Origin of the sequence: Shigella flexneri 2a str. 301, assembly GCF_000006925.2 — a bacterium.
Classification (GTDB): Bacteria; Pseudomonadota; Gammaproteobacteria; order Enterobacterales; family Enterobacteriaceae; genus ECMA0423.
Genome location: NC_004337.2, coordinates 3,296,682 through 3,310,473 on the forward strand (window position 1 = coordinate 3,296,682; position 13,792 = coordinate 3,310,473).

Below are 13,792 nucleotides of genomic sequence, written 5' to 3' on the forward strand. Positions count from 1 at the left end.
CTTATCCGAGCTGGCAACGCTGTCCTACGTAGGCCTGATAAGCGAAGCGCATCAGGCATTGTGTAGGCAGCAGAAATGTCGGATAAGGCACCGCTGATTACTGATACACCGGCAGTAAATTAAAGCTCGATAAAATATGCACCAGTGCGTTGCCGACGCCAAACACCAGAATCAGCGCAATCATCGGCTTGCCACCCCAGACGCGGAATTTCGGGCTGCCAAAGCGTTTACGCGATGCGCGGGCCAGCAGTGCCGGAACAATTGCCGCCCAGATGGTAGCCGCTAAACCAGCATAACCAATGGCATACAGGAATCCGTTCGGGAACAGCAGACCACCCACAACAGGCGGGGCAAAGGTCAGCAATGCCGTTTTCAAGCGGCCCACAGCCGAGTCGTCGAAACCAAACAGATCTGCCAGATAGTCAAACAAACCCAGCGTTACGCCAAGGAACGAACTCGCTACCGCAAAGTTTGAGAACACGACCAGCAGAAGGTCCAGGCTACGGCTGTTCAGCACGCCGCTTAATGCTTGTACCAACACATCAATATTACCGCCCTTCTCGGCGATGCCGATAAACTCCGGACGAGGGATGTTGCCCATTGTCGCCAGCAACCAGATGGTATACAGCGCCAGTGCCATCAGCGTACCGTACACCAGGCATTTCACGATGGTTTTCGGATCTTTGCCGTAATACTTCATCAGGCTTGGCACGTTACCGTGATAACCAAACGACGCCAGGCAGAACGGCAGGGTCATCAGCAAATACGGCGCATAAGATGCATTGCTTTCGGCAACGTTGAACAATGTCGCAGGCTGCACATGCCCCAGCAGGCTACCGAAGGTGAGGAAGAAGGTAATGACTTTCGCCCCCAGCACAATCGCCGTCATGCGGCTGACGGCTTTAGTACTCAACCACACCACAAACGCTACCAGCAGTGCAAAACCAAAACCCGCCGCCCGTGCCGGGACGTTTAGCGACATCTCTGCGAAGGTGTGATGCAGAATCGAACCACTGGCAGAAATATAGGCATAGGTCAGGATATAGAGCACAAAGGCAATGGAAATGCCGTTGACCACGTTCCAGCCTTTGCCCAGCAAATCTTTGGTGATGGTGTCAAAACTCGAACCGATTCGGTAATTCAGGTTAGCTTCCAGAATCATCAAGCCGGAATGCAGCATACAGAACCAGGTAAAGATCAGCGCTGCCATTGACCAGAAAAACCACGCCCCGGACATGACCACTGGCAGAGAAAACATCCCTGCGCCAATAATGGTGCCGCCGATAATCACCACGCCGCCAAGCAGCGACGGTGACGTTTGGGTGGTGGTTAGTGTTGCCATGAGGGCTTCTCTCCAGTGAAAAATAGTGCGACTGCGTTGTTATGCATTGCACTGTACCAGTACATGAGTACAAAAGACAGAAAAAAAGCCCCGATGGTTAAAATCGGGGCTGTATATATTATTTTACAGATTGTGTTCGCTGTTCAGCGATGATTACGCATCACCACCGAAACGACGACGACCGGTAGAGTCATCACGACGCGGTGCGCGGCCTTCACGACGTTCGCCGCTAAAACGACGACCATCACCACGACCACCTTCACGGCGTTCACCGCTGAAGTTACGACCGCCTTCACGACGCTCGCCACCGAAACCACGACCACCGCCACGACGCTCACCGCCAGTATGCGGCTGTGCATCGCCCAGTAACTGCATGTTCATCGGCTTGTTGAGAATGCGAGTGCGCGTAAAGTGTTGCAGCACTTCACCCGGCATACCTTTCGGCAGTTCGATGGTGGAGTGAGAAGCAAACAGCTTGATGTTACCGATGTAACGGCTGCTGATGTCGCCTTCGTTAGCAATCGCGCCAACGATATGACGAACTTCAACACCATCATCGCGGCCCACTTCAATGCGGTACAGCTGCATATCGCCAACATCACGACGTTCACGACGCGGACGATCTTCACGGTCGCCACGCGGGCCACGGTCGTTACGATCGCGCGGACCACGGTCATCACGGTCACGGAATTCACGTTTCGGACGCATCGGCGCATCTGGCGGAACAATCAGAGTACGTTCACCCTGTGCCATTTTCAGCAGTGCCGCAGCCAGAGTTTCGAGATCCAGCTCTTCACCTTCTGCAGTCGGCTGAATTTTGCTCAGCAGTGCGCGGTATTGATCCAGATCGCTGCTTTCCAGCTGCTGCTGTACTTTAGCGGCGAATTTTTCCAGACGGCGTTTGCCCAGCAGTTCTGCGTTCGGCAGTTCTACTTCCGGAATAGTCAGCTTCATAGTACGTTCAATGTTGCGCAGCAGACGACGCTCGCGGTTCTCAACGAACAGCAGCGCGCGGCCAGCACGACCCGCACGACCGGTACGACCGATACGGTGAACGTAAGACTCAGAATCCATCGGGATATCGTAGTTAACCACCAGGCTGATACGCTCAACGTCCAGGCCACGGGCCGCAACGTCGGTCGCAATCAGGATGTCCAGACGACCGTCTTTAAGGCGTTCCAGTGTCTGCTCACGCAGCGCCTGGTTCATGTCACCGTTCAGCGCGGCGCTATTGTAGCCGTTACGCTCAAGAGCTTCAGCCACTTCCAGAGTCGCGTTTTTGGTACGAACGAAGATAATCGCCGCATCAAAATCTTCCGCTTCCAGGAAACGTACCAGTGCTTCGTTTTTACGCATACCCCACACAGTCCAGTAGCTCTGGCTGATGTCAGGACGGGTAGTCACGCTGGACTGAATACGCACTTCCTGCGGCTCTTTCATAAAGCGGCGGGTAATGCGACGAATCGCTTCCGGCATGGTTGCAGAGAACAGAGCGGTCTGATGACCTTCCGGGATCTGCGCCATAATGGTTTCAACGTCTTCGATGAAGCCCATGCGCAGCATTTCGTCAGCTTCATCCAGAACCAGACCGCTCAGTTTAGAGAGGTCCAGAGTGCCACGTTTCAGGTGGTCCAGCAGACGGCCCGGAGTACCGACAACGATCTGCGGCCCCTGACGCAGGGCGCGTAATTGCACGTCATAACGCTGGCCGCCGTACAGGGCAACCACATTTACGCCGCGCATGTGTTTAGAGAAATCCGTCATTGCTTCAGCAACCTGTACCGCCAGTTCGCGGGTCGGTGCCAGCACCAGAATCTGTGGTGCTTTCAGCTCAGGATCAAGATTCTGCAGCAGAGGTAAAGAGAATGCTGCAGTTTTTCCGCTCCCCGTCTGGGCCATACCCAGAACGTCGCGGCCATTCAGCAGATGTGGAATACACTCTGCCTGAATTGGAGATGGTTTTTCGTAACCCAGATCGTTAAGGGCTTCAAGGATAGGAGCCTTCAGGCCCAGATCTGCAAAAGTGGTTTCGAATTCAGCCATGTAGTACGTGTGCCTCAAAATTAATGGCGGCCAGTCTACATAACTCATCATGAAATTGATCAGCAATTTTCATTGAAAAGTGTGAACCGGCTCAAAGTAGGTGTATTAACGAACAACAACGCCCTCACCCGTTAAGGTGATGGCAATCAAAAAAGATTACGGGCTGATGTGTACGTCAGCTATTGCTGGTCCGATTCTGCCAGGTCATCTTGGTCCTGGCCCAGGAGCGATAATTCCAACAATGCGTATCGGTGCTCAACAAAGTTATGAACGTTGTTGGCAACCGCCAGTTTGAACAGTGCCGTGGCGCTGTCCAAATCCCCCAGACTTAGGTAGTACTTACCTAAATAGAAGTTGGTTTCACTGAGATGCTCAGCGAGCGAGGTGTTATCCGTTGCGTCCGCCTTGAGCCTTTCCATTAACGTTTGTTCGCTAATGTTGCCCAGGTAGAACTCGACAATGTTCCATCCCCACTGTTCCTTATCCGATTTTTCGAAGTGCTGTTTCAATACTTCTTTAGCCTGCTTCTCATCGAGCTTCTGCTCGGCGAGATAAAGCCACAGACTACGGAAAGGATCATTGGGATCGTCTTGATAAAACGCCAGCAGATCATCTTGCGCTAACTTGTCACGACCGCCGTAATATAATGCAATCCCGCGATTCAAGTGCGCGTAGTTGTAAGTTGGATCAAGCTCAAGTACAGAATCAAACGCTTCATAGGCAGCATCAAAATTGCCTGCCTGCGTTAAATATATGCCTAAGTAATTGAATACTTCAGGCATATCCGGTCGGATTGCCAGCGCTTGCGAAAAATCGTTACGCGCTAATGCCCTCAGACCGAGACTATCATACAACACTCCGCGCTCATATAAAAGCTGTGCGCGTTCGTCATCGGTTAAAGCCCGACTGGCAAGGATTTGTTCCATACGTGCCAGAATCACTTCCTGCTGTAAAGTCGGTTGCAATGGTACCGCGAGGACTTCACTTTTACGCCAGGAAGTATTACTGCATCCTGCAAGCGTAAGTGCTGTCGCAACGAAACACCAGCGCAAAAAAGGCTTCATTTCCCACTCCCGAAGACCACGGTTGAATGAACGTCCTGTTCCCGGTTGCTAACAAGGCGTCCTGCCCGGTTAAAAGCCCCCCGCCGCAGCGGAGGGCAAATGGCAACCTTACTCGCCCTGTTCAGCAGCCGGAGCTTCCGGTGCTGCAGCAGGTTGAGACTGCTCAGTCGCTTCTTTAATGCTCAGACGGATACGGCCCTGGCGATCAACTTCCAGAACTTTCACCGGTACTTCCTGACCCATCTGCAGGTAATCGGTCACTTTCTCAACGCGTTTGTCAGCGATTTGAGAGATGTGTACCAGACCTTCTTTACCGCCGCCGATGGCAACAAATGCGCCAAAGTCAACGATACGGGTCACTTTACCAGTGTAGACGCGGCCCACTTCGATTTCTGCAGTGATCTCTTCGATACGACGAATAGCATGTTTCGCTTTCTCGCCGTCGGTCGCTGCAATCTTCACAGTACCGTCATCTTCGATTTCGATGGTGGTGCCAGTTTCTTCGGTCAGGGCACGGATAACAGAGCCGCCTTTACCGATAACGTCTTTGATCTTGTCCGGGTTGATCTTGATGGTATGGATACGTGGTGCGAACTCAGAGATATCGCCACGCGGCGCGTTGATCGCCTGTTCCATTACGCCCAGGATATGCAGACGCGCACCTTTAGCCTGGTTCAGCGCAACCTGCATGATCTCTTTGGTGATACCTTCAATTTTGATATCCATCTGCAATGCAGAGATACCCTCGCGGGAACCCGCAACTTTGAAGTCCATATCGCCCAGGTGATCTTCGTCGCCCAAAATGTCAGACAGTACAACGTAGTTGTCGCCTTCTTTCACCAGACCCATTGCGATACCCGCAACGGCAGCTTTGATCGGCACACCTGCGTCCATCAGCGCCAGAGACGCGCCGCACACGGAAGCCATAGAAGAGGAACCGTTGGATTCAGTGATTTCAGACACAACACGTACGGTGTACGGGAATTTGTCCATATCCGGCATGACTGCCAGCACGCCGCGCTTCGCCAGACGACCGTGACCAATTTCACGACGCTTCGGAGAACCGACCATGCCGGTTTCGCCTACGGAGTACGGAGGGAAGTTGTAGTGGAACAGGAAGGTATCGGTACGTTCGCCCATCAGTTCATCAAGAACCTGCGCGTCACGAGCAGTACCCAGCGTTGCGGTAACCAGCGCCTGCGTTTCACCACGGGTGAACAGCGCAGAACCGTGAGTACGCGGCAGCACGCCAGTACGCACATCCAGACCACGGATCATATCTTTTTCACGACCGTCGATACGCGGTTCGCCTGCCAGTACGCGGCTACGAACAACGTTTTTCTCGATCGCGTGCAGAATTTCACCCAGTTCGTTTTCGTCCAGGGTTTCGTCTTCAGCAAGCAGCGTCGCGATGGTTTCAGATTTGATGACATCAACCTGCGCATAACGCTCTTGTTTGTCGGTGATGCGGTAAGCATCGCTCAGGCGAGCTTCAGCCAGTGCAGCAACGCGCGCGTTCAGCGCTTCGTTTACCGGCTCCGGCTGCCAGTCCCAACGTGGTTTACCGGCTTCTTTCACCAGTTCATTGATGTTCTGAATAACAACCTGCTGTTGTTCATGACCGAACACTACTGCGCCCAGCATCTGGTCTTCGCTCAGCAGTTCAGCTTCAGATTCAACCATCAGTACAGCGGCTTCAGTACCGGCAACAACCAGATCCAGTTTGCTCTCTTTCAACTCGTCCTGAGTCGGGTTCAGTACGTACTGGTCATTGATGTAACCTACGCGAGCAGCACCAATCGGACCATTGAACGGAATACCAGACAGAGACAGTGCTGCGGAAGCACCAATCATCGCGACGATATCCGGGTTAACTTGCGGGTTAACAGAAACCACGGTGGCGATAACCTGAACTTCGTTGACGAAGCCTTCCGGGAACAGCGGCCGAATCGGGCGGTCAATCAGACGCGCGATCAGGGTTTCGCCTTCGCTTGGGCGGCCTTCACGACGGAAGAAGCTACCCGGGATACGACCAGCAGCGTAGGTACGCTCCTGATAGTTAACGGTCAGTGGGAAGAAGTCCTGACCTGGTTTGGCTTTTTTCTGGCCAACAACGGTAACAAATACCGCGGTGTCATCCATGCTAACCATAACAGCGGCAGTAGCCTGACGAGCCATCATGCCGGTTTCCAGAGTCACGGTGTGTTGGCCGTACTGGAATTTACGAACGATCGGATTAAGCAATGTAATATCCTTTCTCTTTCTTAGACAGTACCTTACGGCACTGGTGTTAATACCCGATCTTCTGCGCATCCTCGCGACTAATGACAACCCTAACCCAGCTCTATGTGGGTAAAGCCTCTCATTAGCCGCGCGAACCTCTGCAACGGAAGATCATTCATAGCAACAATACATTAGTTTCCAGTGAATTGCTGCCGTCAGCTTGAAAAAAGGGGCCACTCAGGCCCCCTTTTCTGAAACTCGCAAGAATTAGCGACGCAGACCCAGGCGCTCGATGAGCTGGGTGTAACGTGCTACGTCTTTACGTTTCAGGTAGTCGAGCAGTTTACGACGCTGAGAAACCATGCGCAGCAGACCACGACGGCTGTGGTGATCTTTTTTGTGCTCTGCAAAGTGGCCCTGCAGGTGGTTGATCTGTGCAGTCAGCAGTGCTACCTGAACTTCAGTAGAACCGGTGTCGTTTGCGTCACGACCAAACTCAGAAACGATTTTAGCTGTTGCTTCAGTACTTAGAGACATTTTAAAACTCCAAAGTATATAGAATGAAAGGACGCCGATCTCTAATTCAGCGATCCCAGTGTACGTTACGCAAAGTGTTAAACAATTTACGCGACGTTAAGCGGCAGTATTCTACTCGTAGCGACCTGTTATCGCAAGACGGTTAACATTACGCCGGGTATTCAACCACCAGGCGACGAGGCGCAACGCGGCCTTCATCGTCAATTTCGCCCATACCGATAAATTTGCCGTTCTCACCTTCTGTAACGCGAACCAGTCCTTCCAGCGGCGCACCGGATGTACGAACTGGGTTACCATTTTTGAAGTAAACAGAAGACGTTAACGGAAGATTCACCACCGGGTAGTCCGAAGCTGGACTGTCCATTGGCATCAGTAATGGATCAAGTAACTCCGCAGCCGGAATATCCTGCTGTTCGGCTTGTTCGACCAGTTCACGCAGATGTTCCAGGGTCACAATCCGTTCAACCGGATATTTACTTACCGCCAGACGACGCAGGTAAATAACATGCGCGCCACAACCGAGTTTTTCACCCAGGTCATCAATGATGGTGCGGATATAAGTGCCTTTTGAGCAGTGAATTTCCAGCTCCAGCTCATTGCCTTCGTGGCGAATAAACAGCAATTCATAAACGGTAATCGGGCGCGCTTCACGCGGTACTTCAATGCCCTGACGCGCATATTCGTACAGTTTTTTACCCTGATATTTCAGTGCTGAATACATCGAAGGGATCTGTTCGATATCGCCACGGAAAGTATCCAGCGCCGCCGCCAGTTGCTCTGCGCTAAAGGTTACCGGACGTTCTTCAACGATTTGTCCGTCGGCATCAGAAGTATCGGTACGCTGTCCAAGACGCGCAATGACCCGATAGCGTTTGTCGGAGTCCAGCAGATACTGGGAAAACTTCGTCGCTTCCCCGAGGCAAATTGGCAACATGCCAGTTGCCAGCGGGTCCAGCGCACCGGTATGCCCGGCACGGTTGGCGTTATAAATCCGTTTCACTTTTTGCAGCGCATCATTGCTGGACATACCCTGCGGTTTATCCAGCAACAAAACGCCGTTAATGTCGCGACCGCGACGACGAGGACGACTCATTAGTCCTCCTTGCTGTCGTCCGGGTTAACACGACGTTCTTCGTCATGTTTGACCACGCTGGTCACCAGGTTTGACATGCGCATCCCTTCAACCAGAGAGTTGTCGTAGAAGAAGGTCAGTTCCGGCACGATACGCAGGCGCATCGCTTTCCCCAGCAGGCTGCGGATGAAACCAGAAGCTTCTTGCAACGCTTTGATGCCCGCTTTAACCGCGTCTTCATCTTTGTCGTTGAGGAACGTCACATATACTTTGGCATACGCCAGGTCGCGAGACATTTCGACACCGGAAACGGTGGTCATCATGCCCAGGCGAGGATCTTTAATTTCACGCTGCAGGATGAGAGCGATCTCTTTTTGCATTTCCTGCGCTACGCGCTGCGGGCGACCAAATTCTTTCGCCATAATAAATTCTCCTGACAAAAAAGGGGCTGTTAGCCCCTTTTTAAAATTAATTTCAGGTGGAAGGGCTGTTCACGTTGGCCTGATAAGACGCGCCAGCGTCACATCAGGCAATCCATGCCGGATGCGGCGTAAACGCCTTATCCCGCATGGAACCCTAAAAACCTTAAGCGATGGTACGTTGGATCTCGATGATTTCGAATACTTCGATCACATCGCCAGTGCGGACGTCGTTGTAGTTCTTAACGCCGATACCACATTCCATACCGTTACGGACTTCGTTAACGTCATCTTTGAAGCGGCGCAGGGACTCCAGCTCGCCTTCGTAGATAACCACGTTGTCACGCAGAACGCGGATCGGGTTGTGACGTTTAACCACACCTTCGGTAACCATACAGCCTGCGATGGCACCAAATTTCGGCGATTTGAACACGTCACGAACTTCCGCCAGACCGATAATCTGCTGTTTCAGTTCCGGAGACAGCATACCGCTCATCGCCGCTTTCACTTCGTCAATCAGGTTATAGATGACGGAGTAGTAACGCAGATCCAGGCTTTCCGCTTCAATCACTTTACGTGCAGAGGCATCAGCACGTACGTTGAAGCCAACCAGGATGGCGTTGGACGCCGCAGCCAGGGTGGCGTCGGTTTCGGTGATACCACCTACGCCAGAACCGATGATCTTCACTTTAACTTCGTCAGTAGACAGTTTCAGCAAGGAGTCGGAGATCGCTTCCACAGAACCCTGTACGTCTGCCTTCAGGACGATGTTCACTTCGTGAACTTCGCCTTCGGTCATGTTGGCGAACATGTTCTCGAGTTTAGATTTCTGCTGACGCGCCAGTTTAACTTCGCGGAATTTACCCTGACGATACAGTGCAACTTCACGCGCTTTCTTCTCGTCACGTACAACGGTAACTTCATCACCCGCAGCCGGTACGCCGGACAGGCCGAGGATTTCCACCGGAATGGACGGACCCGCTTCCAGCACTTCCTGACCCAGTTCGTTACGCATCGCACGAACACGACCGTATTCGAAGCCACACAGAACGATATCGCCCTTGTGCAGAGTACCTTCACGTACCAGAACGGTAGCAACCGGACCACGACCTTTATCGAGGAAGGATTCGATAACCGCACCGCTCGCCATACCTTTACGTACCGCTTTCAGCTCCAGAACTTCCGCCTGCAGCAGGATAGCGTCCAGCAGTTCATCGATACCAGTACCCGCTTTCGCAGACACATGTACGAACTGGCTTTCACCGCCCCACTCTTCCGGCAGGATGCCGTACTGGGAGAGTTCGTTCTTAACGCGATCCGGATCGGCTTCTGGTTTATCGATCTTGTTCACTGCAACGACCACCGGAACCTGCGCCGCTTTCGCGTGCTGGATTGCTTCGATCGTCTGCGGCATTACGCCGTCGTCGGCAGCAACAACCAGGACTACGATGTCCGTTGCCTGCGCACCACGAGCACGCATTGAAGTAAACGCGGCGTGCCCCGGGGTGTCCAGGAAGGTGATCATGCCGTTTTCAGTTTCAACGTGGTATGCACCAATGTGCTGGGTAATGCCGCCCGCTTCGCCAGAGGCCACTTTCGTTGAACGAATGTAGTCCAGCAGAGAGGTTTTACCGTGGTCAACGTGACCCATGATGGTCACAACCGGCGCGCGCGGTTCAGCCGCAGCACCCGTGTCACGGTCGCTCATTACCGCCTCTTCCAGCTCGTTTTCACGACGCAGGATAACTTTATGGCCCATCTCTTCAGCAACCAGCTGTGCGGTTTCCTGATCGATAACCTGGTTGATGGTTGCCATTGCGCCCAGTTTCATCATCGCTTTGATGACCTGAGAGCCTTTAACCGCCATCTTGTTCGCCAGTTCGCCAACGGTGATAGTTTCGCCGATCACAACGTCACGGTTAACGGCCTGAGCAGGCTTCTGGAAGCCTTGCTGCAGCGAAGAACCTTTACGTTTTCCGCCTTTACCGCCACGTACTGCTGCGCGTGCTTCTTCACGATCAGCTTTTGATTCAGCGTGTTTGTTGCCTTTCTTCGGACGCGCTGCTTTCGCGTTACGACCACGGCCACGGCCGCCTTCGACTTCACGATCGCTTTCGTCTTCTGCCTGGCGAGCATGTTGAGAAGTAGTGACGTGATAATCGCTGGAATCTTCAGTCGGTTCCGCGTTATCAGTCCATTTGTTTTCTTCCGCCATACGACGTGCTTCTTCAGCAACGCGACGTGCTTCTTCTTCGAGTTTACGACGCGCTTCTTCTTCAGCTTTACGCTTGAGCTCTGCAGCTTCCTGCTCACGGCGGGCTTTTTCAGCCTGGGCGTTTTTAGTCATATCGTCTTGTTGATTGCTCACTTTGTCTTTTTCCGCAGCTTCACGTTTCGCTTGTTCAGCAGCTTCACGCTTAGCTTGTTCTGCGGCCTCACGTTCAGCTTTTTGTTGCGCCTCGCGTTTAGCCGATTCTTCTGCCTCACGACGGGCTTGCTCTTCCGCTGCAAGGCGTTCAGCCTCTTGCGGATCGCGTTTCACAAAGGTGCGTTTCTTGCGGACTTCGATTTGTACCGATTTGCTTTTTCCACCGGTACCAGGAATGTTAAGGGTGCTGCGTGTTTTACGTTGCAGCGTCAATTTGTCCGGGCCTGAATTTTTCTGATTCAGGTGGTCAATCAAAGTCTGTTTCTCTTGTGCAGACACAGAGTCGTCAGCAGACTTCCGGATACCTGCATCAGCAAATTGCTGTACCAGGCGTTCCACGGAGGTCTGTCGCTCTGCGGCCAGCGTTTTAATCGTTACATCTGTCATGCTGTTCCTTCCTGCTACAGTTTATTACGCTTCGTCACCGAACCAGCAAATATTACGGGCAGCCATAATCAGTGCTCCGGCTTTTTCGTCGGTCAACCCTTCGATATCAGCCAGATCATCAATGCCCTGTTCGGCGAGATCTTCCAGCGTACAAACGCCACGGGCGGCCAGTTTGAATGCCAAATCACGATCTACCCCTTCAAGGTTCAGCAGATCGTCAGCCGGTTTGTTATCACCGAGGCTTTCTTCCTGGGCCTGTGCAATGGTGGCCAGTGCATTTTTAGCACGCTCGCGCAGTGCTTCAACGGTCGGCTCATCAAGGCCTTCGATTTCCAACAGCTCTTTCATCGGCACATAGGCCAGTTCTTCCAGCGTCGAGAAACCTTCTTCTACCAGAACAGTCGCGAAGTCTTCGTCGATGTCGAGATATTTGGTGAAGGTGTCGATCGCTGCGTGCGCTTCCGCCTGATGCTTAGCCTGCAGGTCGTCAACGGTCATTACGTTGAGTTCCCAACCGCTCAGCTGCGAAGCCAGACGCACGTTCTGACCGTTACGGCCAATCGCCTGCGCCAGGTTACCAGCTTCAACGGCGATATCCATGGTGTGTTTATCTTCATCCACCACGATAGAAGCAACGTCTGCCGGTGCCATTGCGTTAATCACAAACTGCGCCGGGTTATCATCCCACAGGACGATATCGATACGCTCGCCGCCCAGTTCAGTAGAAACCGCCTGAACACGCGCGCCACGCATACCTACGCAAGCACCTACCGGATCGATACGTTTATCGTTGGTTTTCACCGCGATTTTCGCACGAGAACCCGGGTCGCGAGCCGCTGCTTTAATTTCAATCACTTCTTCGCCGATTTCCGGCACTTCAATACGGAACAGTTCGATCAGCATTTCCGGCTTGGAACGAGTGACGAACAGTTGCGCGCCACGCGCTTCCGGGCGAACGGAATAAAGCACGCCACGAACGCGGTCGCCAGGGCGGAAGTTTTCACGCGGCAGCATATCTTCGCGCAGGATCACGGCTTCAGCGTTGTTGCCCAGATCCAGAGAGATGTTGTCGCGGTTTACTTTTTTCACCACGCCGGTGATGATTTCACCTTCGTGTTCACGGAACTGATCAACCACCATCGCACGTTCGGCTTCACGCACTTTCTGCACGATAACCTGTTTTGCCGTCTGGGTGGTGATACGGTCAAAGGTAACAGACTCAATCTGATCTTCAACGTAATCGCCCAAGTTCAGGCTTTCATCTTCATAACGTGCGGCTTCAAGGGTGATTTCCTTGGTCGGCTGGGTGACTTCATCAACAACTAACCAGCGACGGAAGGTGTCAAAATCACCGCTTTTGCGATCGATCTGTACACGGACGTCGATCTCTTGCTCATATTTTTTCTTTGTTGCTGTCGCCAGCGCGCTTTCCAATGCTTCGAAAATCTTCTCGCGAGGTAGCGCCTTTTCATTGGATACGGCTTCAACTACAGCCAAAATTTCTTTGTTCATCGCGGGCTTTTCACCTCATCCAGACTATTAAAAGTGGGGAACCAGGTTCGCCTTCTGGATATTACTCAGCGCGAACACTTCATCTTTACCTTCGACGGTAACTGTGATCATTTCACCGTCTACCGCTTTGATAACGCCCTGCCATTTACGACGGTTTTGTACCGCCATACGGAGAACCAGAGTCACCTCTTCTCCGACAAAACGGGCGTAGTGTTCAGCCGTGAACAGTGGGCGATCGAGACCCGGTGAGGAGACTTCCAGGTTATAAGCAACGGTGATGGGATCTTCAACATCCAGCACAGCACTTACCTGGTGGCTCACATCAGCACAATCATCAACATTGATGCCATCTTCACTATCAATATAGATGCGCAGTGTGGATGTGCGACCGCGAATAAATTCGATGCCTACCAGTTCAAAACCCAGGGCCTCAACTGGCGCAGTAATCATCTCTGTTAATTTTTGCTCTAATGTGGACAAGCCCACCCCCAAGACATAAAAAAAGGGCCTAAAGCCCAGTTATTCTGTAGTCAGATAACAAAAAACCCCGATAAATCGGGGCTTTATATAACTGAACCCTATAACCGCAACTGCGGTCTGGAGCACTTTCCAGAAGGATTTTTTCAAATCCCACTACGAAGGCCGAAGTCTTCACAGTATATTTGAAAAAGGACTCTAAGGGAAAGTGGTTGCGGGGGCCGGATTTGAACCGACGACCTTCGGGTTATGAGCCCGACGAGCTACCAGGCTGCTCCACCCCGCGCC

At 52.5% G+C, this 13,792-nt stretch carries 10 protein-coding genes, 1 tRNA gene and 1 other annotated feature (1 of these 12 running past the window's edge); all 11 genes read right to left on the reverse strand.

What is annotated here, in order from left to right; genetic code table 11:
• Nucleotides 1-97 precede the first annotated feature (97 nt).
• Nucleotides 98-1,342: a tryptophan permease gene (mtr, locus tag SF3202; RefSeq protein ID NP_708962.1), complete on the reverse strand. Its 1,245-nt coding sequence runs from the start codon at nucleotides 1,340-1,342 to the stop codon at nucleotides 98-100.
• 153 nt (nucleotides 1,343-1,495) lie between these two features.
• Complete coding sequence (gene deaD / locus SF3203) at nucleotides 1,496-3,436, reverse strand: inducible ATP-independent RNA helicase (protein NP_708963.4); 1,941 nt, start codon at nucleotides 3,434-3,436, stop codon at nucleotides 1,496-1,498.
• Between the two features lie 128 nt (nucleotides 3,437-3,564).
• Nucleotides 3,565-4,449: a lipoprotein NlpI gene (gene yhbM, locus SF3204; RefSeq protein ID NP_708964.2), complete on the reverse strand. Its 885-nt coding sequence runs from the start codon at nucleotides 4,447-4,449 to the stop codon at nucleotides 3,565-3,567.
• 108 nt (nucleotides 4,450-4,557) lie between these two features.
• Nucleotides 4,558-6,762, reverse strand: coding sequence for a polynucleotide phosphorylase (gene pnp / locus SF3205; RefSeq protein NP_708965.2), 2,205 nt, complete (start codon nucleotides 6,760-6,762; stop codon nucleotides 4,558-4,560).
• A gap of 177 nt (nucleotides 6,763-6,939) precedes the next feature.
• A complete protein-coding gene (gene rpsO, locus SF3206) occupies nucleotides 6,940-7,209 on the reverse strand; it encodes a 30S ribosomal protein S15 (protein ID NP_708966.1) in 270 nt (89 codons plus the stop codon).
• Between the two features lie 148 nt (nucleotides 7,210-7,357).
• Entirely contained in the window at nucleotides 7,358-8,302 is a 945-nt protein-coding gene (gene truB, locus SF3207; protein NP_708967.1) for a tRNA pseudouridine synthase B, read from the reverse strand.
• Nucleotides 8,302-8,703, reverse strand: coding sequence for a ribosome-binding factor A (gene rbfA / locus SF3208; protein NP_708968.2), 402 nt, complete (start codon nucleotides 8,701-8,703; stop codon nucleotides 8,302-8,304). Before rbfA ends, truB begins: the two co-directional genes overlap by 1 nt.
• Nucleotides 8,704-8,866: 163 nt before the next feature.
• A complete protein-coding gene (infB, locus tag SF3209; RefSeq protein ID NP_708969.1) occupies nucleotides 8,867-11,515 on the reverse strand; it encodes a translation initiation factor IF-2 in 2,649 nt (882 codons plus the stop codon).
• Between the two features lie 24 nt (nucleotides 11,516-11,539).
• A complete protein-coding gene (nusA, locus tag SF3210; protein NP_708970.1) occupies nucleotides 11,540-13,027 on the reverse strand; it encodes a transcription elongation factor NusA in 1,488 nt (495 codons plus the stop codon).
• Between the two features lie 27 nt (nucleotides 13,028-13,054).
• Nucleotides 13,055-13,513, reverse strand: a complete 459-nt coding sequence (gene yhbC, locus SF3211) for a hypothetical protein (RefSeq protein ID NP_708971.4) — start codon at nucleotides 13,511-13,513, stop codon at nucleotides 13,055-13,057.
• A gap of 176 nt (nucleotides 13,514-13,689) precedes the next feature.
• Nucleotides 13,690-13,792, forward strand: a sequence feature (potential protein location (hypothetical protein SF3212 [Shigella flexneri 2a str. 301]) that overlaps RNA (tRNA-M)); it runs 260 nt beyond the window's last position.
• Nucleotides 13,714-13,790 (reverse strand) — tRNA-Met (locus SF4509). It overlaps the preceding feature by 77 nt.

Excerpts from the sequence above, each read along its gene's own strand:
- infB (NP_708969.1), bottom strand. The coding sequence starts at position 11,515 with ATGACAGATGTAACGATTAAAACGCTGGCCGCAGAGCGACAGACCTCC.
- deaD (NP_708963.4), bottom strand. The coding sequence starts at position 3,436 with ATGATGAGTTATGTAGACTGGCCGCCATTAATTTTGAGGCACACGTAC.
- mtr (NP_708962.1), bottom strand. The coding sequence starts at position 1,342 with ATGGCAACACTAACCACCACCCAAACGTCACCGTCGCTGCTTGGCGGC.
- pnp (NP_708965.2), bottom strand. The coding sequence starts at position 6,762 with ATGCGCAGAAGATCGGGTATTAACACCAGTGCCGTAAGGTACTGTCTA.
- truB (NP_708967.1), bottom strand. The coding sequence starts at position 8,302 with ATGAGTCGTCCTCGTCGTCGCGGTCGCGACATTAACGGCGTTTTGTTG.
- rbfA (NP_708968.2), bottom strand. The coding sequence starts at position 8,703 with ATGGCGAAAGAATTTGGTCGCCCGCAGCGCGTAGCGCAGGAAATGCAA.
- yhbM (NP_708964.2), bottom strand. The coding sequence starts at position 4,449 with ATGAAGCCTTTTTTGCGCTGGTGTTTCGTTGCGACAGCACTTACGCTT.
- nusA (NP_708970.1), bottom strand. The coding sequence starts at position 13,027 with ATGAACAAAGAAATTTTGGCTGTAGTTGAAGCCGTATCCAATGAAAAG.
- rpsO (NP_708966.1), bottom strand. The coding sequence starts at position 7,209 with ATGTCTCTAAGTACTGAAGCAACAGCTAAAATCGTTTCTGAGTTTGGT.